Source organism: Lentzea sp. HUAS TT2 (assembly GCF_051853195.1).
Lineage (GTDB): Bacteria > Actinomycetota > Actinomycetes > Mycobacteriales > Pseudonocardiaceae > Lentzea.
The window spans coordinates 3,544,788-3,568,534 of the sequence record NZ_CP196667.1 but is presented as its reverse complement, the minus strand read 5'-3'; the positions used below and the strand labels follow the sequence as shown (position 1 = coordinate 3,568,534).

Here is a 23,747-nt window from a genome sequence, read left to right as displayed (position 1 = left end):
AGCGCGGCTGTGGGAGGCCGGTCACGCGCCCGCGGAACGTCCGGCCTCCCGCACGCGGCGGAGATGGGCGGCGGGATCGGCGTCGTGGTCCACGCAGGCCGCCCGCCAAGTGGCGAGGGCCGCCGCGATGGCCTCTGCCGTGTGGACTTCGACGCCCGAACCCCCGTGCTGGATCACGGAGCGTGCCGCGTCCGGCCGCACCAGATCGACCCCGTGCAGCCGCACCAGCGCCGACCACACCATCGGATCGTCGACCCGCGGGTCGTCCGCCTCGACCCAGCGCGCTGCCCAGCGGTGGGCGTCGGCGCGGCCGAGGGTGCCGTCCAGCACGGCCCGCCACACCTGTTCGACCGTCTCCCTGGTCGCTTGTTCGGGAACGATCACGTCCGGCACTCCTCACACCCAATTCGGTTGACCGCTACCTGATCCTGGAGCCGTGTCAACGAAAGAGATCAGGGCTGACTACGACGATCAGTCCATCGTGGTCTACCAGGCCTATTCGCCCGCCATCGCCGTCCCGGCCGTGAAAGCACAACGCCTCGTCCCGCCGTTCAAGCCGGACCGGATGACGTGGATCAAGCCGTCCTTCCTCTGGATGATGTACCGCTGCGGCTACGCCCAGAAGGAAGGCCAGGAACACGTCCTCGCCATCCGCATCACCCGCGAAGGCTTCGACTGGGCGGTCGCGAACGCGGTCAACAGCCGGATCACCGGCAAGCCGCCGGTCCGCGTGCAGTGGGACCCGGAACGCGGCCTGAACCACGAAGCGCTGGAACACCGGTCCATCCAGATCGGACTGGCCCGCGAGGCCTCGGCCATGTACGTCAACGAGTGGACGGTCGGCATCACCGACGTGACAGCCCTTGCGCGCGCAGTCCACGAGAAGGTGCGTGCGCGGGATCTGGACGGAGCGCGCGCGTTGCTGCCCGTTGAGCGGCCTTACGGAACCTCCACGGCACAAAACGCATAGTTAGGACATGCGCGCACTCGTTGCTGCTGGGTTGGTGCTGGTCGTCGCGGCGTGCTCGTCGCCGGAGCCGGGCGGCAACGCGCCGTCGAAGGCGCCCGCGCCGCAGGGGTTGAAGGTCGAGGAGGTCGCGGGCGGTTTCCAGCACGCCTGGGACATCGGGTTCCTGCCCGGCGGCGGCACGCTCGTCACCGAACGGCCCGGCACGGTCAAGCTCGTCAAGAACGGCCAGGTCACGCCCGTCGACATCGACCTCACCGACATCCAGGTGCGCGGCGAGGGCGGGCTGATGGGCCTGGTGATCCACCCGGACAACGAACGCTTCACCGTTTGCTTCAACACGTCGAAGGACGTGCGGCTGGTGACCTACCGCCTCGACGGCACCAAGGCCACGAAGGTCAAGGACCTGCTCACCGGCATGCCGTCGAACTCCAGCGGACGCCACTCCGGCTGCCGGCCCACGCTCGCGCCGGACGGCTCGATGTACGTGGCCACCGGGGACATCGCGCAGGGCCGCAACCCGCAGGACAAGACGAGCCTCGGCGGCAAGGTGCTGCGGATCGACGCCGAGACCGGCGAGGGTGCGGCGGGCAACCCGTTCATCACCTCTGGCAACGCCAACGAGCGCCGGATCTACACCTACGGCCATCGCAACGTGCAGGGCGTGGTGTTCCGGCCCGGCGGTGAGCAGGCGTTCTCCAGCGAGCACGGGCCGAGCGTCGACGACGAGGTCAACCTGCTGAGCAAGGGCGCCAACTACGGCTGGGACCCCTCCAAGGGCGGCACTCAGGGCGGGTACGACGAGGGCGTGCCCATGACCGACCTGCAGCGGTTCCCGGACGCGGTGCCGGCGGTGTGGTCGTCGGGGTCACCGACCGAGGCGATCTGCCAGGCGGCGTTCTGGAACGGCAAGCTCGCGATCACCGCGCTCAAGGGCTCGAAGCTGCTGCTCTTCACGCTGGACGACGCCGGCAAGGTGCAGAACGTGAGCATCCCCGAGGAGCTGAACGACAAGTACGGCCGTCTTCGCGCCGCCCGCACCGCGCCGGACGGTTCGCTGTACCTCACGACCTCGAACGGGACCAACGACAAGCTGCTGAAGCTCACCGGGACCGCGTGAACGCGTCCGAGCCGTTCGACCCCTCGACGAACGGCTCGGACGCCGGGCTCCACTGGGAGTCATCGCTCAGGCGTACCCGCACCGTTTCGCCGCGCGCACGGCTTTCAGCCTCATGCACTAACACGAGGCTCGCCATACGTGCAGATGCACTAAGAGGACGGCCGGCTGCGCAGCTTCGGCTTGTGCTCGATGGCGGAAAGCCCGTTCCACGCCAGGTTCACGAGGTGCGCCGCCACCTCGTCCTTCTTCGGCTTGCGCGCCTCCAGCCACCACTGCCCGGTCAGCGCGACCATCCCGACCAGCGCCTGCGCGTACAGCGCGGCGAGCTTGCGGTCGTAGCCCTGCTTCGCGAAGTGCAGGCCGAGGATGTGCTCGACCTGCGACGCGATGTCGTTCAGCAACGAGGAGAACGTGCCGGAGGACGACGCGACGGGCGAGTCGCGCACCAGGATGCGGAACCCGTCCGTCGAGCCCTCGATGTAGTCGAGCAACGCGCAGGCGGCCTGTTCGAGCAGCTCACGCGGGTGTGAGCCGTCGTCGAGGGCCGTGATGATCTGGTCCATCAGGCGCTGCATCTCGCGGTCGACGACGACGGCGTAGATGCCTTCCTTGCCGCCGAAGTGCTCGTAGACGACGGGCTTGGACACGCTGGCCCGGTGCGCGATCTCCTCGATCGAGGTCGCGTCGAAGCCCTTCTCGGCGAACAGTGCCCGGGAGACGTCCAGGAGCTGCTCGCGGCGTTCCTTGCCCGTCATCCTGACCCTGGCCACCGAGTCAGCCTACAAAGCTCACGTCTTCACGCTGATCCTGGCCAGGCGCTGTTCACTCGGCCAGCGGACGTTCGTCGCCCAACCGAGTTTCTCGAACACCCAGATCAGGCGGGCCGAGATGTCGAGCTGGCCGCGCTTCACGCCGTGCCGCGCGGACGTCGGGTCGGCGTGGTGCAGGTTGTGCCACGACTCGCCGAAGCTCAGGATCGCGAGCGCCCACACGTTGGCGGAGCGGTCGCGCGCGGCGAACGGGCGGTCGCCGACCATGTGGCAGATCGAGTTGATCGACCACGTCAGGTGGTGCAGGAACGCGACGCGGACGAAGCCGCCCCAGAACAGCGCGGTCACGCCACCCCAGACCGACCACGTGAGCAGGCCGCCCAGCACCCCCGGCGCGGCCAGCGAGATCGTCGTCCACAGCACGAAGTACCGGTCGACCCGCACGATGTCCTCGTCGGCCAGCAGGTCGGGGGCGAAGCGCTCGTGGTTGGTCTTGTCGCGGTTGAACAACCACCCCATGTGCGCGTGCCAGAAGCCCTTGGCCAGCGCGACGGGGCCGCTGCCGAACAGCCACGGCGAGTGCGGGTCTCCCTCGCGGTCGGAGAAGGCGTGGTGGCGGCGGTGGTCGGCGACCCAGTCGATCACCGGGCCCTGCAGCGCCATCGAGCCCGCGATCGCCAGCGCGATCTTCAGGGGGCGCCTGGCCTTGAACGAGCCGTGCGTGAAGTAGCGGTGGTAGCCGATCGTCACGCCGAGGCCGGACAGGTAGTAGAAGGCGACGAAGAGGATCACGTCGACCCAGCCGAGGCCCCAGCCCCACGCGAAGGGGACGGCGGCCAGCAGGGCGACGAGGGGAACGATGACGAACACGTACACGCCGGACTGCTCGAGGTTGCTCCGCCGCTTGCCGAACAGCGGCTTGGGGCCCGTGGACTGGTTGATCGTCGTCGTCATGCGCGAACCTCTGGGGGTGAGGGGGCGGACGTACCTACGCGACCGTAACTTACGGAAGCGTAGGTTAGGGTCGCCTGCTTTCGCCATACCCCGCGCGGAAAATCATGGCCGGTTCTCCGGAAACGGCACGCTGTGTCGCCTGGAATCGAGACCTCGACCCGGCATCATCGGGAGATGGCCAGACGCAAGATCATCCGGATCACCGCGACCTCGTTGCTCGTCCTGCTCGTGCTGGTCACAGCGGCTCTGGGAGGCGTCGGCTGGTACTACAGCGGTGAGCTGCTCGAACCCGACAGGTGGACGGGCCGGTACCCGGACACGGCGCTGGGCAAGGACGACCGGTCCGTCGTGCTGGCCGAGTCGGTGTCGAGCGTCCAGCAGGGCACGCTCGGCCTGATCTGGGTCGGCGGCCAGGCCAAGATCGGCGAGATCACCAGCAGGAAGGACGGGCGCGTCGAACGGCCGTTGCTGGAGGGCAGCGCGCCCCCGGACGGCACGAAGGTGCGCATCGAGACCGCCGTCTACGAGGGCAACCCGAAGACCGCGCTGGGGCTCGTCTACAGCGACGTCGCGGTGCCCACCGAGCTCGGCGACATGCCGGCGTGGCTGGTGCCCGCCTCGAACAACGACACCTGGGTCGTCAACGTCCACGGCCGCGGCGCCAAGCGCGAGGAGGGCCTGCGCGTCGTCCCCCAGTTGCACGCCGCCGGGCTGCCCGTCCTGTTGATCACCTACCGCAACGACGAGGGCGCTCCCGCCTCCCCCGACGGCCTCTACCACCTCGGCGACACCGAGTGGCGCGACGTCGAGGCCGCGATCAAGTACGCGCAGGGCCAGGGCGCGAAGAAGGTCGTCCTCTACGGCTGGTCGATGGGCGGCGCGATCGTCGGCCAGACCCTCGCCAGGTCCGGTCTCGCGGCGGCCGTCAGCGGCGTGGTGCTCGACTCCCCCGTGACGAACTGGACGCAGACGCTGAACCTGCAGGCCCAGAACCGGGGCGTGCCGACGTGGCTCACGCCCGTGGCCGAGCTGGTGTCCGGCTGGCGCGCCGACATCGACTTCGACCGGTTCGACCTGGTCCGCAACCCGCCGGCGCTCAAGCCGCCGACGCTGCTGTTCCACGGCTCCGCGGACGAGACGGTGCCCGCCCAGTCCTCCCGTGACCTCGCGACCGCGGCGAGCAGGCTCGGGTGGCCGCTGCAGTACGTCGAGATCCCCGGCGCCGACCACACGTCGGGGTGGAATGTGGCGACGGACACGTATCGCAGCTCGCTCGGCGACTTCCTGACCAGGTCAGTCGGCGCCAAGCCGTGATCTTGAACTGAGCCGAGCGAGTGGTGGTTGGACAAGAAGAGGACCACTCGTGACAACATGTGCCCTGAGCGGACGCGAGTTCGTTCATTCCGCCATGGTGTAAAGGCAGCACCTCTGATTTTGGTTCAGATGGTCCAGGTTCGAATCCTGGTGGCGGAGCAGGGCACGAGTCAGTGTGGTCTTTGGGAGGTGCGAAGCTGCCCGAGGAAACGGTCGACGAGCAGGGCAACGTGGGCCACCGCCATCACGAGATGTCCGACGCGTGGCTGGTGGGCCGCGCGAGCGAACTCGTCGCCGTGGCCCAGAGCAGCCACCTCGCCGCGCAGCTGGACGCCGCCACGGAGATCGACCGCATCCTCGCCGAGGCGCAGGGTCGCGGCGAGCCCCGCATCGTCGCGCAGCTGCTCAGAGCCGCGGCCGTGGTCAGGCTGGTCACGCCGGGCCTCGTCGACATGTCCGACCCGCAGCTCGACGAGATGCTCGCCCACTGCCGCCGCCACGGCCTGATCGTGCTGGAGGCGGACGCGCGGGCGTTGCGCGGACGCCGGTTCCTGCTGGGCAACGCCGAGGACAAGGCGCTGACCGAGATCGCGTCGGCGCTCGCGATGATGCTCGACGAGGAACCCGAGGTCGACCCGGTCTTCGACAAGCGGATCTGGGACCAGCTGCTCGCCACGACGCTGCAGGACATCGCCCTCGTGCTGACCCAGCTCGGCGTCTACGAGATGGCGGACGACGTGCTGGCGGGCGCGAACAACGCGTTGCGCGAGAGCGGCCAGCCCCACCAGATCTACGTGCACCTGGTCAACCGCGCCCGGCTGCGGATCGGCTGGGGCCTGCGGCTCGAACGGGTGAACCTGCACGACGCCGCGCACGAGCAGTTCAAGGTGGCCTCCGGGCTCGCCGAGGCCGCGGAGGTGCCGTTCCGGCAGTCGCTGCACCCCGGCAGGCGCGACATGGACGCCGCCGAGCAGGTGCCGATCCTCGGTGCCGCCCACGCCCTGACGAACCCCAGGGAGGGCCACCTCGACCGGCTGTGGTCGTTGCGCGGCCTGTCGATGTACGCGCGGGAGCTGATCATCGTCGCGATCGCGCTGGCCCGGTGCCTGGTCGAGGCGAACCGGCTGGACGACGCGCTCAAGGTCCTCGACGACACGCGCACGCAGATGGAGCACGACACGTCCGAACCGTCGCTGGTGCTGTCGCTGGAGCGCGAGTACGCGCACCTGTGCGGGCCGCACACGACGTCGGCGTTGCAGGCCTACAACGCGGCGCTGGAGCTGGAGCTGTGGCAGATGCGGGAGTCCCGCGTGGCCACGCTGCAGACGCGCCGCGAGCACGAACGGCTCACGCGCGCGCACGGTCAGATAGCGCAGCAAGCGTTGCAGGACCCGTTGACGGGCCTGCCGAACCGCCGCGCGCTCGACGACAAGATGAGCGAGCTCATCGCCGGTCAGGTCGATCCGTTCTCGATCGCGCTGGTCGACCTCGACGGGTTCAAGGGCGTGAACGACCGGCATTCACATGCCGAGGGTGATGATGTTCTTCGGGTGATTGCCAGCACACTCCGGCAGGCACTGCGGGGTGACGACATGGTGGCCCGCTACGGCGGCGACGAGTTCGTCGTGCTGCTGCCGGGTGCCCCTCTGCACGCCGCGGAAGCAGCCCTCGGCAGGGCCGTGGATGCCGTGGCAGGCCTGCCAATCGACCTCTCCAGGGGCGTGACGCTGTCGGTCGGCGTCATCTCGCTGCGCCCCCGCGAATCCGCGAACCAGGCGCTGTCGAGGGCGGACTCGGCGATGTACGTGGCGAAGCGTCAGGGTGGCTGCCAGGTAGCGGCCGTGGCCGGGGAGCCGTCCGCGGAGGCTTAGGCTGGTCGCGGACTCGAAACACCCAGCCTGTTAGGGAGAGCATTGATGCTCGAGGGCCCTGTCAGCACGGTCGTGCTCGCCGCCGGGGAAGGCACCCGCATGCGGTCGTCCACGCCCAAGGTGCTGCATCGGATCGCCGGACGATCGCTCGTCGAACACGCGGTGCGCGCGGCGGCCGGCACAGATCCCGATCACCTGGCCGTCGTCGTCGGTCACGGACGTGTTGCCGTCACCGAGCATCTGGAGACCCTCTCCGGGACGCTGGGCCGCAAGGTCACCGTCGCGGTGCAGGCGGAGCAGAAGGGCACCGGGCACGCCGTCTCGTGCGGCCTGGCCGAGCTGCCGGACGACCTGGGCGGCACGGTGATCGTCAGCTACGGCGACGTGCCGCTGCTCGACACCCAGACGTTCACCGCGCTGCTCGCGGAGCACCGGTCCGCCGGCAACGCGGTCACCGTCCTGACGGCCGTGGTGGAGAACCCCACCGGGTACGGCCGGATCGTCCGCGACGCCGACGGCACCGTCCAGCGGATCGTGGAGCAGAAGGACGCCTCCTCCGCCGAGCAGCTGATCAACGAGATCAACTCCGGCGTCTACGCCTTCGACGCGGCGGTGCTGCGCGACGGGCTCTCGCGGTTGTCCACCGACAACGCGCAGGGCGAGCTCTACCTGACCGACGTCCTGGGCATCGCCCGCGGCGACGGCCTGCGCGTCGGCGGCCTGATCGCCTCCGACCCGTGGCTGGTCGAGGGCATCAACGACCGCGTGCAGCTCGCCGCCGTCGGTGCCGAGATGAACCGCCGCATCGTCGAGGGCCTCATGCGCTCCGGCGTGACCGTCGTCGACCCCGCCTCGGTGTGGGTGGACGCGGACGTGCAGGTCGGCCAGGACGCGCTGCTGGAGCCGAACGTGCAGCTCCGCGCGGGCACGGTGATCGGTTCGGGCGCCCTGGTCGGTCCCGACACCACGCTCTCCGGCGTCACGGTCGGCACCGGCGCCTCCGTCGTGCGAACCCACGGCAGCGACTCGGTGATCGGCGACAACGCCTCCGTCGGCCCGTTCGCCTACCTGCGCCCCGGCACGTCGCTGGGCGTGAAGGGCAAGATCGGCACGTTCGTCGAGACGAAGAACTCGACGATCGGCGAGGGCTCGAAGGTCCCCCACCTGTCCTACATCGGCGACGCCACGATCGGCGATCACAGCAACATCGGTGCCGCGTCCGTGACCGTCAACTACGACGGCGTGAACAAGCACCGCACGATCGTCGGATCCCACTGCCGCACCGGCTCGGACAACATGTTCGTAGCGCCGGTGACCGTGGGCGATGGCGCTTACACCGGCGCGGGCACCGTCCTGCGCCGCAACGTCCCGCCGGGCGCGCTCGCCGTGTCCGGTGGCCCGCAGCGCAACCTCGAAGGCTGGGTCCTCAGCCGACGGGAGGGCACGGCCGCCGCTCAGGCGGCAGCCGACGCCCTGGCGAAGCAGAATGCCGACGAGAAGACAGAGGAGGGTCGCTGACCGTGAACCCGCAGATGCCTGGCACACCGAAGAAGAACCTGATGCTCTTCGGAGGGCGTGCCTACCCGGAGTTGACGGAGGAGGTCTCGAAGCACCTCAACGTCACGGTGACCCCGCAGTCGGCCTACGACTTCGCGAACGGCGAGATCTTCGTCCGCTTCGAGGAGTCCGTGCGCGGCTGTGACGCCTTCGTCATCCAGTCGCACACGGCCCCCATCAACCAGTGGCTGATGGAACAGCTGATCATGGTCGACGCCCTGAAGCGCGCCTCGGCCAAGCGCATCACCGTGATCATGCCGTTCTACCCGTACAGCCGTCAGGACAAGAAGCACCGCGGCCGCGAGCCCATCTCCGCCCGCCTGGTCGCCGACCTCTTCAAGACCGCGGGCGCCGACCGCCTGGTCTCCGTCGACCTGCACACCGCCCAGATCCAGGGCTTCTTCGACGGCCCGGTCGACCACCTGTGGGCCATGCCCCTGCTCGCGGACCACATCCGCGGCAAGTACGCGGGCCACGAGATCACCGTCGTCTCCCCGGACTCCGGCCGCACCAAGCTGGCGGAGAAGTGGGCGGACACCCTGGGCGGCGCCCCGATCGCGTTCATCCACAAGACCCGCGACCCGCTGCGCCCGAACGAGGTCGTCTCGAACCGCGTCGTCGGCAAGGTCGAGGGCCGCCTCTGCATCGTGATCGACGACATGGTCGACACCGGCGGCACCATCGCGGGCGCCGTGAAGCAGCTGCTGAACGAGGGGGCGGCCGACGTGGTCATCGCCGCCACGCACGGCATCCTCTCCGGCCCGGCCACCCAGCGCCTGCAGGACTCGGGCGCCCGCGAGGTCGTGTTCACCGACACGCTGCCGATCCCGGCGGAGAAGCGCTTCCCGAAGATGACCGTCCTCTCGATCGCGCCGCTGCTGGCGCGCGTGATCCAGGAAGTGTTCGAGGACGGGTCGGTGACGTCGCTGTTCGACGGCAACGCCTGACCCGCCTCCTGCTTCACCGCACGCGGGGCCCCTTCGTACTGCATGTCAGTACGAAAGCTCCCCGCGTGCGCTCGGCGTGGCCCTCCGCCTCGCCCCCGGCTCCCCGCGCGGCCCAACGCACGCGGGGAGCTTTCGTACTCTCTGTCGGTACGAAAGGGCCCCGCGTGCGAGAGCGGGGACCCCGATTAGCAACCCACCCGTCCACTCACCTACACTGGTCGGGTTGCCTCGGCGAGGGCGAGCTATAAGAGCTCGGCGTGATCGACGCGGTGGCTTGATGCCGCGCGTGTTGACCGTAGTTCCGCGCTGCTCGCCGCCGCTGGCCACCACCCAAAGCCTCAACCGCTGAAAACTTGTGCACCGCCCCGACGTACAAGGCCAGACTTGTAAGGAGTACCCCACCGTGTCCGAGGTCCGTCTCGCCGCTGAGCAGCGCACTGAATTCGGCAAGGGCGCCGCCCGCCGTACCCGTCGCGCCGGCAAGATCCCCGCGGTGCTCTACGGCCACGGTTCCGACCCGCAGCACCTGGCCCTGCCGGCGCTCGAGTTCGCCCGTGTTGTCCGTGAGCACGGCCAGAACGCCGTCCTCACTCTCGCCCTCGACGGCGCGAGCGAGCTGGCGCTCACCAAGACCGTCACCACGCACCCCATCAAGAACTACATCGAGCACGTCGACCTGCTGCTCGTGAAGCGCGGCGAGAAGGTCACCGTCGAGGTGCCGCTGGCGATCTCGGGCGAGCCCGCTTCGGGCACGCTGCTGACGCAGGATCTGAGCACCATCCAGATCGAGGCCGACGCGCTGAACATCCCGGACCAGATCGAGCTGTCGATCGCCGGTGTCGCCGCGGGCACGCAGATCCACGCCAGCGACCTGACCCTGCCGGCCGGTGCCGTTCTGATCACCGACGCCGACGCTCTGGTCGTCGCGATCAACGAGGCGCCGTCCGCGGCGCAGCTCGAGGGTGACGAGGCCGCTCCGGCCGAGGCCACCGAGGAAAGCTGAGCCCCATCACGTCGGGCCGAAACGACGGCGCGTCACCTCCTCACAAGGGGGGCGGCGCGCCGTTGCAGTACCTGCGGCCCGCAGACGTCCGGTCCAAGACCTTCCGCCGCAAGCGGCAGGGATACGACCCGGCTCAGGTCCACGAGTTCCTGCAGATCGTCGCCGACGCGCTGGCCGGCCGGCTCCGGCTGAACCCGGACCACGTGCGCACCGTCAGGTTCGCCGCGGTCCCGAACGGCTACGACCCGCTCAGCGTCGACGGCGTCCTGCACCTGCTGGAGTTCCAGATCCGCAACGGCATCGTGCCGCCGACGGGGCTGAACTCCGGTGAGGACATCCGCGCGCGCAAGCTCACCAAGGCGAGCACCGGATACGATCGCGCCGAAGTCGACGCCTTCATCATCCGTGCCGCGGCCAACCTGGACGGCCGTGGCGCGATGACCTCCACCGAGGTCCGCAACACCCGGTTCAGCACCACGTCCGGCCTGCTGGGCAAGGGGTACCAGGTGCAGGCCGTCGACACGTTGCTGGACGATCTCGAGCAGGAGTTGCGGTTCCGTGGACGCTGACCTCGCCCTCATCGTCGGGCTGGGAAACCCCGGCCCCAAGTACGAGGGCAACCGTCACAACATCGGCTTCCTGGTCCTCGACGAACTGGCCGCCCGCGTCGGCGGCAAGTTCAAGGCCCACAAGTCCGGTGCGGAGATCGTCGAGGGCCGCCTGTCCGGCCACCGCGTCGTCCTCGCCAAGCCGCGCAGCTTCATGAACCTCTCCGGCGGACCCGTCGCGAGCGCCGTGAAGTTCTTCAAGCCCACCACCATCCTGGTGATCCACGACGAGCTGGACCTCCCGTTCGCCGCGCTGCGGATGAAGCTCGGCGGCGGCGACAACGGCCACAACGGACTCCGCTCCATCACGAAGTCCCTGGGAGGCCCGGACTACCACCGCCTGCGCTTCGGCGTGGACCGTCCCTCCGGCCGCCAGGACCCCGCGGACTACGTCCTGAAGGACTTCTCGACGGTGGAGCGCAAGCAGCTCGCCCTGGAGATCGACCGGGCGGCGGACGCGGCCGAGGCACTGGTCACCAAGGGCCTGGAAGCCGCGCAAAACAGCTTCCACTAGCGGGCACAATGGACGGCATGAAGATCCGAAAGGGCCATGCCGCGTAGGCGCCCGCTCACCGCCCGGGCGCTCGTTCAGCACCCGGAGTACCCGTTCTCCGTGGTCCGGGGCATGTCGTCCCGGCTGCTCGGCGACATCCGCCGCCTGGAAGAGACCCGTCCGGACTTCTGGCAGCGCTCTGTCGAGGCCTCGCTGTGGACGTGGGTCCAGCACCTCCAGGACCCACGCCGGCATCTTCGTGACTACGACAACTTCTACGGCTGCGGTGTCTACGAGTGCTGCGCGAACCCGTTGGAAGCACGCCATCTGCTGAGGAAGGCCGTCAGCGCGCTTCCGCCGCCCTCGGCGAAGGAACTGCGGCGGTTCGTGGCGACGACCGCCGAGCGCCATGCCGTATAGGCGCTTGAACGTGCTGAAGGGCTTCTCCGGCGTGGACCCGTTGCGAGAACTCCCCGGCTCGCCGTAACCACGTCGCCAACGCACTCCCCCACGGAAGCGCGAGGGAGCTGCGCAGGCGACTCAGCGAACTGGAAGCGCTCTACTGGACCAGGGCAGCCGCTGCGGACCGCCTGAGCTTGCCGGAGGGCGTCTTGGGCAGCGTCCCCGGCGGCTGGACCACCACGGCGAACGGGCGGAGCCCCACGGCGTCCACAACCCGCGCGGTGACCTGCTTGGCCAGATCCTTCTCGGCGTCGGCATCGCCGGCCAGCTTCGACTCGACCACCACGGCGAACCGTTCGCGCTTCGTCCCGGCGTCCAGCCGCACCGCGACCGCGTTGCCGGCCCGCACGCCCTCGACGGAGCAGGCGGCACGCTCCACATCGGTCGGATAGATGTTCCGGCCGCCCATGATGATGACGTCCTTGCGGCGCCCGCAGACGACCACCTGGCCGTCCTCCACCACGTAGCCGAGGTCCCCGGTGGACAGCCAGCCCTCGGCGTCCTGCGTGGCGAGTGGACCGTTCACCGTCAGGTAGCCGGGGGTGACGGCCTCGCCGCGGATCTGGAGCTCGCCCACGTCCCGCACGCCGAGCACGTCGCCCGAGTCCGAGACCACCCGCAGTTCCAGGCCGGGCAGCGGCGGGCCGAGCAACGGGAACGCACGCCCACCCTCAGTGGGCACCGCGCGGTGCTTGGCCTCCAACGCGTCCGCGTCCACGACGTCGACCGTCAGTCCGGTGAACAGCGGCGCGAAAGCCACGCCCAGCGTGGTCTCCGCCATCCCGTACGCCGCGAGGATCGACTCCGGGCGCAGCCCGAAGCGCTCGCCGGCGTCCACGAACGCCCGCACGGCCGCCGGGTCGATCGGCTCGGCGCCGTTCAGCGCCAGGCGCATCGTCGACAGGTCGAAGGTGTCGGAGGAGGAGGCCAGGCGGCGCGCCACGATCGCGTACGCGAAGTTCGGCGCGGCGGTGATCGTGCCGCCGTACCGGGTGATCAGGTCCGCCCACAACGTCGGGCGTGACAGGAAGTCGACGGGAGTGACCTTCACCAGTTCCAGGCCGAACAGCATCGGGACCGTCAGGAAGCCGACCATCCCCATGTCGTGGAACAGCGGCAGCCACGAAACCATGACGTCAGAGGCCGGGTCCAACGCCGCCGCGATGCGCATTCCCTCGGCGTTCGCCATGAGATTGCGGTGTGTGATGCGGACCGCCTTCGGATCGGCGGTCGATCCACTCGTCAACTGCAGCAGTGCCGTGGCATCCTCGTCGGTGGGAACAGGAGCAGCGATCGGTTCCGCGTCGAGTTCGGAGAGCAGTTTGTAGGGCACTCCGTGCTGGTCCAGAACGGCAGCCAGAGCGTCAAAGGGGCTGCCGAGCAGGACCAGGTGCGAATCGATCATGGCGAGCACCCGCAGCGTGTCCTCGGCCCACTCGGCCAGGTCGGTGCGTGGTGTGGGTTGATGCAACATCGTGACGCTGCCACCACACAGCCATGCGGCTTGCACGGCTGGGGCGATCACGGCTGGTTCGGCGGCGAGCACGGCGATCGCGGTGCCCGGCGCCACTTCGAGGGCACCGGCCATCCGCCGGGCGCGTTCGTGCACCTCGGCCCAGGTCCGGCGGACTGGTGCGGCGGGTTCCCCCGTCGTCATGCCCCTGTCCCCGCCGCTGGAGGCCGTCGCCAGCATCACATCCACGAACTGACTCATGTTCGCGATCGTAGTGGCGCCGTTTGGTCCATCAGGGCGAAACGTTATGCCACGCGAAACGCGATACTCCCCAGTACAGGTACGCAGGAGGAGGTCATTGGTGGATCGGGGCGGCCCCGGAGCGCAGCATCGTCTACCCGCGCATCCGGCACCTCTGCTCTCCGCGCAGGACGTGGCCCTGGTCGCGTTCCACCGTCCCCCGCGTGGTCAGCGCGGGTACGACGCGGCTGAGGTGGACGCGTTCCTCGACCGTGTCGAGGGCACCATGAAGAGCAAGGACATCCTCACGCGAGAAGACGTGCTGAGCGTCAAGTTCAGCACGGCGACCCGGGACCCGGGCTACGACGTGAACGAGGTCAACGTCTTCATGGAACTCGTCGCGGACACGCTGAGGTCCACTCCGCAACGTGCGCAGGCCTCCGCGCCCGCTCAGGGTGCCCACGCCACGTCGCAGGCGATGAGACCCGCGGTGCGACTGTCCCCTGACGACGTTGCCGCCGTGCGCTTCCACAAGCCAAGACCGGGGACCCGCGGTTACCACGAGGGTCAGATAGACGCCTTCCTCGACCGCATCGAGCAGACTTTGCGCGGCAGGGACAACCTGACCGCCGGGCAGGTCCAGGACGCCGTGTTCGGCGAGACCGCCCCCGGCACGTTCGGCTACGACGAGGAAGACGTCGACACGTTCCTCGACCTCGTGGTGCTGATGTTCGAGACCGCCCCGCCGCCGCGCGACGCGGGCCCGCCGACCACGGTGCTCCCACCGCTCCCACAGCAGCAGCAACGGCCCCAGCAGCGCCGTCCGCAGCCGGATCCCCGTCCGCAGCAGGACCGGCGTCCCCAGCAGCCCCGCCGCCCCCAGCCGGCCAAGTCGCAGCCCGCCCAGCAGCCCGCGCTGCAGAAGGCCATCGACTCGCCGAAGCTCACCGCGGCGGACATCCGCAACATCGCGTTCCACCGCCCTCCCCGCGGCCGCCGCGGCTACCAGGAGTCCCAGGTGGACGCGTTCCTCGACCGCATCGAGGCGACGCTGCTCGGCCAGGACAACCTGACCGGCAAGGACGTCCGCGACGTGCGGTTCTCCCGCCCGCTGATCGGCCGCCGCGGTTACGACGAGACCGAGGTCGACGCGTTCCTCGGCCAGATCGAGCAGCAGCTCTCCGGACCGGTGGGCAGCAGCATGCCGTCGGTCAAGTCGTGGAAGGACCTGCGCCAGCTGCGGATCCCCCAGGCGGCGTCCGGCCAGCGCGGCTACCGCACCGCACAGGTCGACAGGATGCTGGAGGAGATCGGCGTCGCGCTCGACGGCATGCTCGGGGCGAGCTCCGAAGAGGTCATGAAGGCGCGCTTCAGCTACGCGCTGCTCTCCGGTCAGGGCTACGACACGTCGTTCATCGACGAGCTGCTGCCCCAGCTCGCCGCCGAACTGCGCCGCAAGGGCAAGTAGCCCGCCCTGGTTTTTTGGGCGTCTGCAAGTACTACCAACTGCGAGTTGGTAGTACTTGCAGACGCCATCAGCCCTCGACGACCTCGGCCGCCACCATCCACTGAGCCTCCACGTCGGACTCCTCCGCGAGCACGGCGCGGAGCTCGGCGTCGAGCTTGAGCAGCCTGGCGGAGTCGGTCGAGGCCTCGGCGAGCGCGGCGTGCAGCTCGGCCTCCTTCTTGTGCAGCACCTCGAGACGCCGTTCCAGCCGTGCCAGCTCCTTGCGGGCGGCACGCTGGTCGGCGGCGTTGGACGGAGCCTTGGCCGAGGCCGGGCCAGACGCGGACTCCCTGTCGCGCAACGAGTCGCGGCGCTTCAGGTACTCCTCGATGCCGCCGGGCAGCTCCGTCAGGCCGCCGTCACCGAACAGCGCGACGACCTTGTCGCACACGCGCTCGACGAGGTACCGGTCGTGCGAGATCACGACGAGCGTGCCGGCCCACGAGTCCAGCAGGTCTTCCAGCTGCTGCAACGTGTCGATGTCCAGGTCGTTCGTCGGCTCGTCGAGCAGCAGCACGTTCGGCTCGGCCATCAGCAGCCGGCACAGCTGCAACCGGCGCCGCTCACCACCGGACAGGTCGGAGACCGGCGTCCACTGCTTCTGCGACGAGAACCCGAACCGCTCGCCCAGCTGCGAGGCCGACATCTCGTACTTGCCGAGCACCACGCGCCGCGCGATCTCCTCGATCGCCTCCAGCACGCGCATCGACCCGTCCAGGTCGAGCAGCTCCTGCGAGAGGTGCGCGATCTTGACCGTCTGGCCCTGGATCCGCTTGCCCGTCTCGGGTTCGCGTTCGCCCGCGAGCAGCTTCAGCAACGTCGTCTTGCCGGACCCGTTGACGCCGACGAGACCGATCCGCTCACCGGGACCGATCCGCCACGTCAGGTCGCGCACCAGCACCCTGTCCGGAATGGACAGTGTGACGTCCTCGACCTCGATCACCGTGCGGCCCAGGCGCTTCTTCGCGAACGCGAGCAGCTCGACGTTGTCGCGCAACGGCGGCACGTCCGCGATCAGGGCCTCGGCGGCCTCGATACGGTAGCGCGGCTTCGAGGTCCGCGCGGGCGCTCCACGGCGCAGCCACGCGAGCTCCTTGCGCGCCAGGTTCTGCCGCTTCTCCTCCAGCACGTCCGCGAGGCGGGTCCGTTCGGCGCGGGCGTAGATCCAGTCGGCGTAACCGCCCTCGTACTGCTCGACCTTGCCCTGCACCACTTCCCACGTGCGGTTGCAGACCGTGTCGAGGAACCACCTGTCGTGGGTGACGACGACGAGCGCGCACTTGCGGGCCAGCAGGTGCTCCGCGAGCCACCGCACGCCCTCGACGTCGAGGTGGTTGGTCGGCTCGTCCAGCACCAGCAGCTCGAGGTCCTGGATCAGCGCCGCCGCGAGCACGACCCGGCGCCGCTCACCACCGGACATCCTGGAGACCACGGAGTCCAGGCCCAGCGCGGTGATGCCCAGTCCGTCCAAAATGGACCGGACGCGGGCGTCGGCGGCCCACTCGTGCTCGGCGTCGAAGCCGAGCGGGTCGATCACCGCGTTGCGCACGGTCGACCCGTCCGGCAGCTCGGTCCGCTGCGTCACGACGGCCATCCGCAGGTCGCGCGACCGCGACACCCGGCCGTCGTCGGAGGGCTCCACCCCGGCCAGCACCTCGAGCAGCGTCGTCTTGCCACCGCCGTTCAGGCCGACGACACCGATGCGGTCGCCCTCGTTGACGCCGAGCGACACGCCGTCGAGCAGCGGCCGGACGCCGAACGACTTCGACACGGACTCCAGGTTGACCAGGTTGGCCATCAAAACCTCACGACTAGTAAGAAACTGCCCTGGGAAGGCTACCCAGCAGGACCAAAGCGCTCGGTCAGGCGTGCACTTCGGGGGGCGTGGGCTTGGGCTCCTCAGTCGCGATCACACGCGCTCCCGGCACCGGCCCGTGCGCCACCCGCACCGTCCGGCAGACACCGGCACCGGCGAGCTCGGCGGCCACGCGGACCGCCGCGTCGCCGTCCTCGCACAGGAACGCCGTCGTGGGACCGGAACCGGACACGATGCCGGCCAGCGCGCCCGCGTCGACACCCGCGCGGAGCGTCCGGCGCAGGTTCGGGCGCAACGACACCGCCGCGGCCTGGAGGTCGTTGCCCAGCAGCAGGGCGAGCTGACGGGGGTCACCGGAGGACAGGCCTTCCAGCACCGCCTCGACCGCGCCGACGCGCGGCGGGTCTCCCTCGGCGCGCAGGCGGTCCAGCTCGTCGAACACGTCCGGAGTGGACAGTCCACGGCGGTCGAACGCCAGCACCCAGTGGAACTGGTGGCGGCCCAGCACGGGCACGATCCGCTCGCCGCGGCCGGTGCCGAGCGCGGTCGAGCCGTACAGGGCGAAGGGGACGTCCGCGCCGAGCTTCCCGGCCAGTTCGGCCAGCTCGTCACGGCTGATGTCCAGGCGCCACAACGACGACAGGCCGACCAGCGCCGCCGCGGCGTCCGCGCTGCCGCCTGCCATGCCGCCCGCGACGGGGATGGCCTTGCGGATGACGACGCGGACCTTCGGGTCGTCCGGGTCCTTGCCGACGTGCGTGGCCAGCAGCTGGACCGCACGCCAGGCGAGGTTGGAGGCACCGGTGGGCACCTGGTCGGCGCCCTCACCGTGCACCTCGACGCCGGGCTCGTCGGCTACCGCGACCGTGACCTCGTCTACCAGGGACAACGCCTGGAAGATCGTCACCAGGTCGTGGTAACCGTCCGGGCGCACGTCACCTACGGCCAGGTGCAGGTTGACCTTGGCCGGGACGCGAACTGTGACCGGGGGTGGAACGACTGCGAGCACCATGTCAGCGTACGGGCGTTCTGGTGTCCCGGACTCCTCCCCCGGCCACTCTCACGTTCAGACCGGGATGACCGAACCGTTGAAGGTCTGCTTGATGTAGTCCTTGACCTGCTGCGATCCGAGCAGCTCAGCCAGGTCCCTGACGCGCTTGTCGTCCTTGAGCTCGGTGCGGGTGACCAGGCCGTTCGCGTTCGGGTTGCCCTCGGCCTTCTCCAGCGCGAGCGAGTCGGTGGCGGGCTTGAGGCCGGCGTCGATGGCGTAGTTGCCGTTGATGACGGACGCGTCGGTGTCCTCCAGCGACCGCGGCAACTGAGCGGCCTCCAGCGGCACGAACTGCAGGTTCTTGGGGTTCTCCGCGAGGTCGCGCACGGTCGGCTGGTCCACGGCCTTGAGCTTGATCAGGCCGTTCGCCTCCAGCAGCTTCAGGCCGCGCGCCTCGTTGGTGGCGTCGTTGGCCACCGCGATCTTGGCACCGGACTGCAGCTCGTCGAGCTTCTTGACCTTCTTCGAGTACAGGCCGAGCGGCTCGACGTGGACCGGCTGGACCCACTCGACCTTGGCGCCGCTCTCCTTGGTGAACGTCTCCAGGTACGGGACGGTCTGGAAGTAGTTGGCGTCGAGCGACCCGTCGACCAGCGCCGTGTTCGGCTGCACGTAGTCGGTGAACTCGACGACCTCGATCTTGAGACCCTTCGACGCGGCGAGGTTGTCGGCCACGTACTTGAGGATCTGGGCGTGCGGGACCGGCGAGACGCCGACCTTCAGCGTGTCGGACGCACTGGCACCCGACGAGCAAGCAGACAGAGCAGTCAAACCGGTCAAAGCGACTGCGATCAGGGCAGCACGAATACGCATTGCGTTCCTTTTGAGAAGATTGCTACGGGTCAGACTGAGGCGTGCCGGCGCCGGTCGGACGCACGGGCGGCACGGGTGAAACCGAACTGGATCACGGTCGTGAGCACGGCGAGCCACGCCACGGTGCTCCACAGGATCCGGTCGTTGAAGCGCTGGTAACCCTCGCGGATCGCCAGGTCGCCGAGGCCGCCGCCACCGATCACGCCGGCCATCGCCGAGTACCCGATCAGGGCGATCACGGTGACGCCGATGGCGTTGATCAGCGCGGGCAGCGACTCGCGGATCAGCACGCTGCGCACGATCCGCAACGTCGAGGCGCCGGTCGTGATCGCGGCCTCGACCACGGTCACGTGCACCTCGGACAGGATGTTCTGCACGAGCCTGCCGACGAATGGGATCGCTCCCACGGCCAGCGGCACGATGACCGCCGTGCTGCCGATGGAGCCGCCTACGAGGAGGCGGGTGACCGACGTGAGCGCGACGAGCAGCACGATGAACGGCATCGAGCGGCCCAGGTCGGTGACGAAGCTCAGGATCCTGTGCACCGCGGCGTTCGGCCGCAGCCCGCCCTTGGCGGTGAGCTGCAGCCAGACACCTACGGGAACTCCGAGAACAGTGGCGATGACGGTCGAGACGCCGACCATGTACAGCGTCTCGCCGGTGGCTTCGAGCAGGTACGAGAAAACGTCGGACCAGGGTGTTGCAGACCTCACGCAGCTACTCCCTGGGGGCCCTTCAAGGACCTCTGCACAGCGCCGCCGGCCTCGCCGATCCACTCCAGTGCGGAGTCAGAGCGCTCGCCGTTCAAGCCGAGCCGGAAACGTGCGACCGGGGTCTCGCCCAGGCGCGTCAGACCGCCGCCGACGATGTTGAGCTCGACGCCGAACCGGTGCGCGGCCTCGGGCAGCAACGCGCCGACCGCGGCGAACCCGACGAGCACGACGTCCGCGACGCGGTCGTAGCTGCTCTCGTTGATCGGGTTCAGGTCGACGGCGGGCAGCAACGCGCTGCTCGTGCGGCTGGCCGGGTTGTTGACCAGGTCGAGGACCTTGCCGTGCTCGACGACGCGGCCCTGCTCCAGCACTGCGACGTCATCGCAGATCTTGCGGACCACGCCCATGTCGTGTGTGACGACGAGAACGGTCACACCCAGCTCAGCGCGCGCACGGTCGAGCACGGTCAGCACGGAACCGGTGGTCTCCGGGTCCAGCGCGGACGTCGGCTCGTCGGCGAGCAGGACGCTGGGGTTGGCGGCGAGAGCGCGCGCCACGGCGATGCGCTGACGCTGCCCGCCGGACAGCTGGTCGGGGTAGGAGGCGGCCTTGTCGGTCAGCCCGACGAGGTCCAGCAGCTCACCGACACGGGTGCGGCGCTGCGGTCCGGGAATGCCGGCGGACTCCAGCGGCAGCGCGATGTTGCCGGCCGCCGTGCGCTGCCGGAGAAGCGAATCCCCTTGCGGCACAACGCCGATCTGCCGACGAGCAGCCCGCAGGGCCGACCCGTCGAGGCTGGTGATGTCGGTGCCGTCGACGCGGATCGCCCCGGAGTCGGGACGCTCCAGCAGCGCGACGCAACGGGCGAGCGTCGACTTGCCGGCCCCGCTCGGGCCGACGACACCGAGCACGGTGCCGGCCTCGACGTCGAGGGTCACGCCGTTGAGGGCACTGACGCCCTGGAAGGACTTGGTGAGGTTTTCGACAGTGATCACGTCTGCTCCACGGCTGCGCGCGACGGCACACTGTCCGTTTTCGGGCGGACGTGCGCGGTCGGAGTTCTGCTCAGGTGTGTGCGCCACTCGTTGACTGAGTGCGCGTCAAAGGACTCTTGGAAGAAGGCGCCTTAGACGAGGTGGCGACGACATGCAGAAGACGAGCGACGGCACTGGTCGATGACTCGACGGCGCGTCAGCATTCGCACGGTACCCATGGTGCTCCTCCATCGGTCCTGGCGTTAGCACCTGCCCGCATCCAGCGGGTGGTTGCTGCGACGTCGTAGAGCCAGGTCTCTCAGTCGCTCCGGATGGCAAGTAGCAGTCAACCGGACGGACGTTCGGTTGCGCAAGCCAGAATCCGATTCGTTCGACAGATCACACTGTTGGCCGAAGGATCCCCGGCCTAGACCTCGGCGATCCGGATGAAGTCGATCACGCTCAACTGCTCGCCCCTCAGCTGAGGATCGACTTGAGCCTTCGCGAGCAGTTCGTCGATGTTCCCGGGGTTGCCGGCCCAGCCCTTGAGCGCGGCCCTGAGCGTCTTGCGGCGTTGCGCGAACGCGGCGTCCACGATCGCGAAGAGCCTCTTGCGATCCACAGTGGACAGCGGCTTTTCGTGACGCTGGAACCACACCAGACCCGAGTCGACGTTGGGCGCGGGCCAGAAGACGTTCTTGCCGATCGCCCCGGCCTTCTTCGACTCCGCGTACCAGGCGAGCTTCACGCTGGGCACGCCGTAGATCTTGCTGCCGGGCTTCGCCGCCATCCGGTCGGCCACCTCGGCCTGGACCATGACGAGACCCTTCTGGAGGCTCGGCAGTTCGGCCAACAGGTGCAGCACCACCGGGACCGCGACGTTGTACGGCAGGTTCGCGACGATTGCGGTGGGTGGGGCCGGCAGGTCTTCTTGGGTGACTTTCATGGCGTCCTTGAGGACGACTTTGAGCTTGCCCGCGTTCTCCGGATCCATCTCGGTGACGGTCTGCGGTAGGCGGTCGGCCAGAGGCGGGTCGATCTCCACCGCGATCACCTGGCTGGCGTTGGGGAGCAGGGCGAGGGTCAGGGAGCCCAGGCCTGGGCCTACCTCCAGGACCACGTCGTCTGGTGTGAGTCCGGCCGCGGCCACGATCTTGCGGACGGTGTTGGGGTCGTGGACGAAGTTCTGGCCCAGTTTTTTGGTCGGGCGGATGTCCAGCTCGGCGGCTAGACGGCGGACTTCGGCAGGACCCAGCAGGCTCACCGGTGCATTCTCGCAGGCCTGGTGGTGGAGAGGTGGGCTGGGACCGTGCGAATGGGACCGCGAGGTCGGCTTGCGTTGGCTCGTCGCGGTTCCAGCGGGGTGGTCACCGTTCTCTGCCCGCTCCTCCACCCTCGCCCGGAGCGCCCGATCCCACCGCAACGACGAAGGCCGCCCGTGGCGAACCACGGGCGGCCTCAGTCAGGGGACGGAGAGTGTTTACGGCAGGCCGAGCTTCGCGCGGCAGCCCGGCCACGCGCTGTACGTGCCGCCCGCGCGGTCGCGCAGCTTGGTGGCGGTCGCGATCTGCTGTTCGCGGGTCGCCTGGTGCGGCAGCGCCGCGTAGGCGGTGCCGCCGTTCGAGGCCCAGGTGCTGGCCGAGAACTGGAGGCCGCCGTAGTAGCCGTTGCCGGTGTTGATGGCCCAGTTGCCGCCTGCCTCGCACTTGGCGAGACGGTCCCAGACTTCGCCGTCCGGGATGGGCTTGGTGCCCACGGTGATCTTCTTGGGCTTCGGCTCCTTGGTGATCTTGCCGCCGATCTTCTCGCGGCTGATCTCCTTGCCGTTCTTCACCGTGACGCGGTACGTGGAGGTCTGCTCGCCCGGGGTGCCGGGGTCGGTGACGACCTGCTGGCCACCGGTCATGTTCGGGTCGTTGGTCTTCTCGACCGGCGGGGCGACGGGCTCGTTCACGTTGATGACCGTGACGCCGGTGCGCGAGATGTAGACCTCGGCGCCGGTCGCGAGCTTGACGTCCGCGCCGGAGGCGACCGCGTCCTCGGGGCCGAGGGCGAGGTTCTCGCTCTTGAGCAGCTCGTCGACGGTCAGTGCGGTCGTCTGGACCTCGCGGACCGGGTTCGCGCCGTCGAAGAGCTTGATGTTCTTGCGGGTCTTGACCTCGACGCTCATGCCTTCGAGAGGCACGGCGTGCGAGCCGTTGGCGGACATCCACGCGCCTTCGAGCGGCACGCCGAGCTGCTTGGCGGCCTCCTCGACGGTGACGGAGCGGACCCAGTCCTCGCGGGCCTGGCCGTCGACGCTCATCTTGAGCAGGCGGCCGCGGTCGAGGCTGATCTTGCCGCCGTCGGAGATCGGGGCGTTCAGCGACGGGGACAGGGCGTCGTGCTCACCGACGACGATGCCTTCCTCCGCCAGGACGTCGCCGACCGTGCCCTCGTACGAGTGGACGGTCTGCAGCGCGCCGTCGACCTCGACGGTCAGCGACTTGTCCATCGCCATGGCGGTCACGCCGCCACCGGAGATCGACACCAGGACCGCGGCGACGGTGCCCTTGAGGAAACGGCGCTTCCACGTCGAGGCGGCCTTGACGAGGACCTGCGGGTCCCTGAGTTCCTCTTCCTCCGACGGGAGGACGAGGGGCGGCATGATCGTCGTCTCGGCGTTGATGAGACGGATCAGCTCGTCGACGTCCACGTTCGCCGTGGCGAGCAGGTCGTCGGCGTCCGGGCCGAGCACCTCGAGCACGTCCGCGGGCGTGATGGTCAGCGCACCGGCGGGGAAGCTCGGGTGGGGATCAGCGACGTCAACCGCCACGCCGCCGACGGGCGTGAACCAGTCGGTGTCGTCGTTGAAGTCGTACGGAGCAGCAGCTCTGTCGCTACCAGACAAGGGTCGATACCTCCATTGCGGAAGCTGTGAGGCCACCGCACAGTTGGCGTTGACAAGATCATTCGAGTTGGAGCTCGAAGGTTCCCGGCAACTCCTCCTACGTGGTCTCGCTTCTTCGCGCTTCTGGCTTCGGTCCCGCCCCGACTGCGGGCGTGCTCCGAACCGACTGGGTCGGCTCAGGTGGCACGGTCACGGGACAGTAACGGGGTAGCCGACGTTGCGCA

At 69.1% G+C, this 23,747-nt stretch carries 22 protein-coding genes, 1 tRNA gene and 1 riboswitch; of the genes, 12 read left to right on the top strand and 11 right to left on the bottom strand.

Annotated features, from left to right (window positions below; genetic code table 11):
• Positions 1-21 precede the first annotated feature (21 nt).
• Entirely contained in the window at positions 22-384 is a 363-nt protein-coding gene (locus ACSHWB_RS18000) for a hypothetical protein (RefSeq protein WP_439663161.1), read from the bottom strand.
• Between the two features lie 52 nt (positions 385-436).
• Here ACSHWB_RS18000 and ACSHWB_RS17995 point away from each other — a divergent pair, with 52 nt between their 5' ends.
• Positions 437-970, top strand: a complete 534-nt coding sequence (locus ACSHWB_RS17995) for a DUF4291 domain-containing protein (protein WP_439663160.1) — start codon at positions 437-439, stop codon at positions 968-970.
• Between the two features lie 7 nt (positions 971-977).
• Positions 978-2,087: a PQQ-dependent sugar dehydrogenase gene (locus tag ACSHWB_RS17990; protein ID WP_439663159.1), complete on the top strand. Its 1,110-nt coding sequence runs from the start codon at positions 978-980 to the stop codon at positions 2,085-2,087.
• Positions 2,088-2,236: 149 nt separating this feature from the next.
• Here ACSHWB_RS17990 and ACSHWB_RS17985 read toward each other — a convergent pair whose 3' ends face one another.
• On the bottom strand, positions 2,237-2,842 hold the full coding sequence (locus tag ACSHWB_RS17985) for a TetR family transcriptional regulator (RefSeq protein WP_439664623.1): 606 nt from the start codon (positions 2,840-2,842) through the stop codon (positions 2,237-2,239).
• 33 nt (positions 2,843-2,875) lie between these two features.
• The gene (locus ACSHWB_RS17980) at positions 2,876-3,811 is read right to left on the bottom strand and encodes an acyl-CoA desaturase (RefSeq protein WP_439663158.1); all 936 of its coding nucleotides are present in this window, start codon (positions 3,809-3,811) and stop codon (positions 2,876-2,878) included.
• 174 nt (positions 3,812-3,985) lie between these two features.
• Between ACSHWB_RS17980 and ACSHWB_RS17975 the strand changes: the two genes are divergently transcribed.
• The 9 genes from ACSHWB_RS17975 (at position 3,986) to ACSHWB_RS17935 (ending at position 12,024) form a co-directional block, all read left to right on the top strand.
• The gene (locus tag ACSHWB_RS17975; RefSeq protein ID WP_439663157.1) at positions 3,986-5,125 is read left to right on the top strand and encodes an alpha/beta hydrolase family protein; all 1,140 of its coding nucleotides are present in this window, start codon (positions 3,986-3,988) and stop codon (positions 5,123-5,125) included.
• Positions 5,126-5,213: 88 nt separating this feature from the next.
• Positions 5,214-5,284, top strand: a tRNA-Gln gene (locus ACSHWB_RS17970).
• A 14-nt stretch (positions 5,285-5,298) separates the two neighbouring features.
• Positions 5,299-6,996, top strand: a complete 1,698-nt coding sequence (locus ACSHWB_RS17965) for a GGDEF domain-containing protein (RefSeq protein ID WP_439663156.1) — start codon at positions 5,299-5,301, stop codon at positions 6,994-6,996.
• 45 nt (positions 6,997-7,041) lie between these two features.
• Complete coding sequence (gene glmU, locus ACSHWB_RS17960) at positions 7,042-8,514, top strand: bifunctional UDP-N-acetylglucosamine diphosphorylase/glucosamine-1-phosphate N-acetyltransferase GlmU (RefSeq protein ID WP_439663155.1); 1,473 nt, start codon at positions 7,042-7,044, stop codon at positions 8,512-8,514.
• Between the two features lie 14 nt (positions 8,515-8,528).
• Positions 8,529-9,500 carry a ribose-phosphate diphosphokinase gene (locus ACSHWB_RS17955; RefSeq protein WP_439664622.1) on the top strand — a complete coding sequence of 324 codons (972 nt, stop codon included), beginning with the start codon at positions 8,529-8,531 and terminating at the stop codon, positions 9,498-9,500.
• Positions 9,501-9,903: 403 nt separating this feature from the next.
• Positions 9,904-10,503, top strand: coding sequence for a 50S ribosomal protein L25/general stress protein Ctc (locus tag ACSHWB_RS17950; RefSeq protein ID WP_439663154.1), 600 nt, complete (start codon positions 9,904-9,906; stop codon positions 10,501-10,503).
• A 62-nt stretch (positions 10,504-10,565) separates the two neighbouring features.
• Entirely contained in the window at positions 10,566-11,072 is a 507-nt protein-coding gene (locus ACSHWB_RS17945; RefSeq protein ID WP_439663153.1) for a DivIVA domain-containing protein, read from the top strand.
• Complete coding sequence (pth, locus tag ACSHWB_RS17940; protein ID WP_360046978.1) at positions 11,062-11,625, top strand: aminoacyl-tRNA hydrolase; 564 nt, start codon at positions 11,062-11,064, stop codon at positions 11,623-11,625. Before ACSHWB_RS17945 ends, pth begins: the two co-directional genes overlap by 11 nt.
• 36 nt (positions 11,626-11,661) lie before the next feature.
• The gene (locus tag ACSHWB_RS17935) at positions 11,662-12,024 is read left to right on the top strand and encodes a hypothetical protein (RefSeq protein WP_439663152.1); all 363 of its coding nucleotides are present in this window, start codon (positions 11,662-11,664) and stop codon (positions 12,022-12,024) included.
• A gap of 139 nt (positions 12,025-12,163) precedes the next feature.
• Here ACSHWB_RS17935 and ACSHWB_RS17930 read toward each other — a convergent pair whose 3' ends face one another.
• A complete protein-coding gene (locus ACSHWB_RS17930) occupies positions 12,164-13,780 on the bottom strand; it encodes a fatty acyl-AMP ligase (protein ID WP_439663151.1) in 1,617 nt (538 codons plus the stop codon).
• A gap of 100 nt (positions 13,781-13,880) precedes the next feature.
• Between ACSHWB_RS17930 and ACSHWB_RS17925 the strand changes: the two genes are divergently transcribed.
• Positions 13,881-15,227, top strand: coding sequence for a DivIVA domain-containing protein (locus ACSHWB_RS17925; RefSeq protein WP_439663150.1), 1,347 nt, complete (start codon positions 13,881-13,883; stop codon positions 15,225-15,227).
• 67 nt (positions 15,228-15,294) lie between these two features.
• On the opposite strand, the gene ACSHWB_RS17920 is transcribed toward ACSHWB_RS17925, so the two are convergent.
• From ACSHWB_RS17920 to ACSHWB_RS17890, 7 genes are all read right to left on the bottom strand, one after another.
• A complete protein-coding gene (locus ACSHWB_RS17920) occupies positions 15,295-17,064 on the bottom strand; it encodes an ABC-F family ATP-binding cassette domain-containing protein (protein ID WP_439663149.1) in 1,770 nt (589 codons plus the stop codon).
• A 64-nt stretch (positions 17,065-17,128) separates the two neighbouring features.
• Entirely contained in the window at positions 17,129-18,094 is a 966-nt protein-coding gene (locus ACSHWB_RS17915; protein ID WP_439663148.1) for a 4-(cytidine 5'-diphospho)-2-C-methyl-D-erythritol kinase, read from the bottom strand.
• A gap of 54 nt (positions 18,095-18,148) precedes the next feature.
• A complete protein-coding gene (locus ACSHWB_RS17910) occupies positions 18,149-18,904 on the bottom strand; it encodes a MetQ/NlpA family ABC transporter substrate-binding protein (RefSeq protein WP_439663147.1) in 756 nt (251 codons plus the stop codon).
• Positions 18,905-18,975: 71 nt separating this feature from the next.
• Positions 18,976-19,659: a methionine ABC transporter permease gene (locus tag ACSHWB_RS17905; RefSeq protein ID WP_439663146.1), complete on the bottom strand. Its 684-nt coding sequence runs from the start codon at positions 19,657-19,659 to the stop codon at positions 18,976-18,978.
• A complete protein-coding gene (locus ACSHWB_RS17900; RefSeq protein ID WP_439663145.1) occupies positions 19,656-20,654 on the bottom strand; it encodes a methionine ABC transporter ATP-binding protein in 999 nt (332 codons plus the stop codon). The genes ACSHWB_RS17905 and ACSHWB_RS17900 overlap by 4 nt, the downstream gene beginning before the upstream one ends.
• Before the next feature lie 224 nt (positions 20,655-20,878).
• Positions 20,879-20,972: riboswitch (SAM riboswitch) on the bottom strand.
• Positions 20,973-21,060: 88 nt separating this feature from the next.
• Complete coding sequence (rsmA, locus tag ACSHWB_RS17895; RefSeq protein ID WP_439664621.1) at positions 21,061-21,891, bottom strand: 16S rRNA (adenine(1518)-N(6)/adenine(1519)-N(6))-dimethyltransferase RsmA; 831 nt, start codon at positions 21,889-21,891, stop codon at positions 21,061-21,063.
• Positions 21,892-22,113: 222 nt separating this feature from the next.
• Positions 22,114-23,523, bottom strand: a complete 1,410-nt coding sequence (locus tag ACSHWB_RS17890) for a transglycosylase family protein (RefSeq protein WP_439663144.1) — start codon at positions 23,521-23,523, stop codon at positions 22,114-22,116.
• Positions 23,524-23,747: the final 224 nt, after the last annotated feature.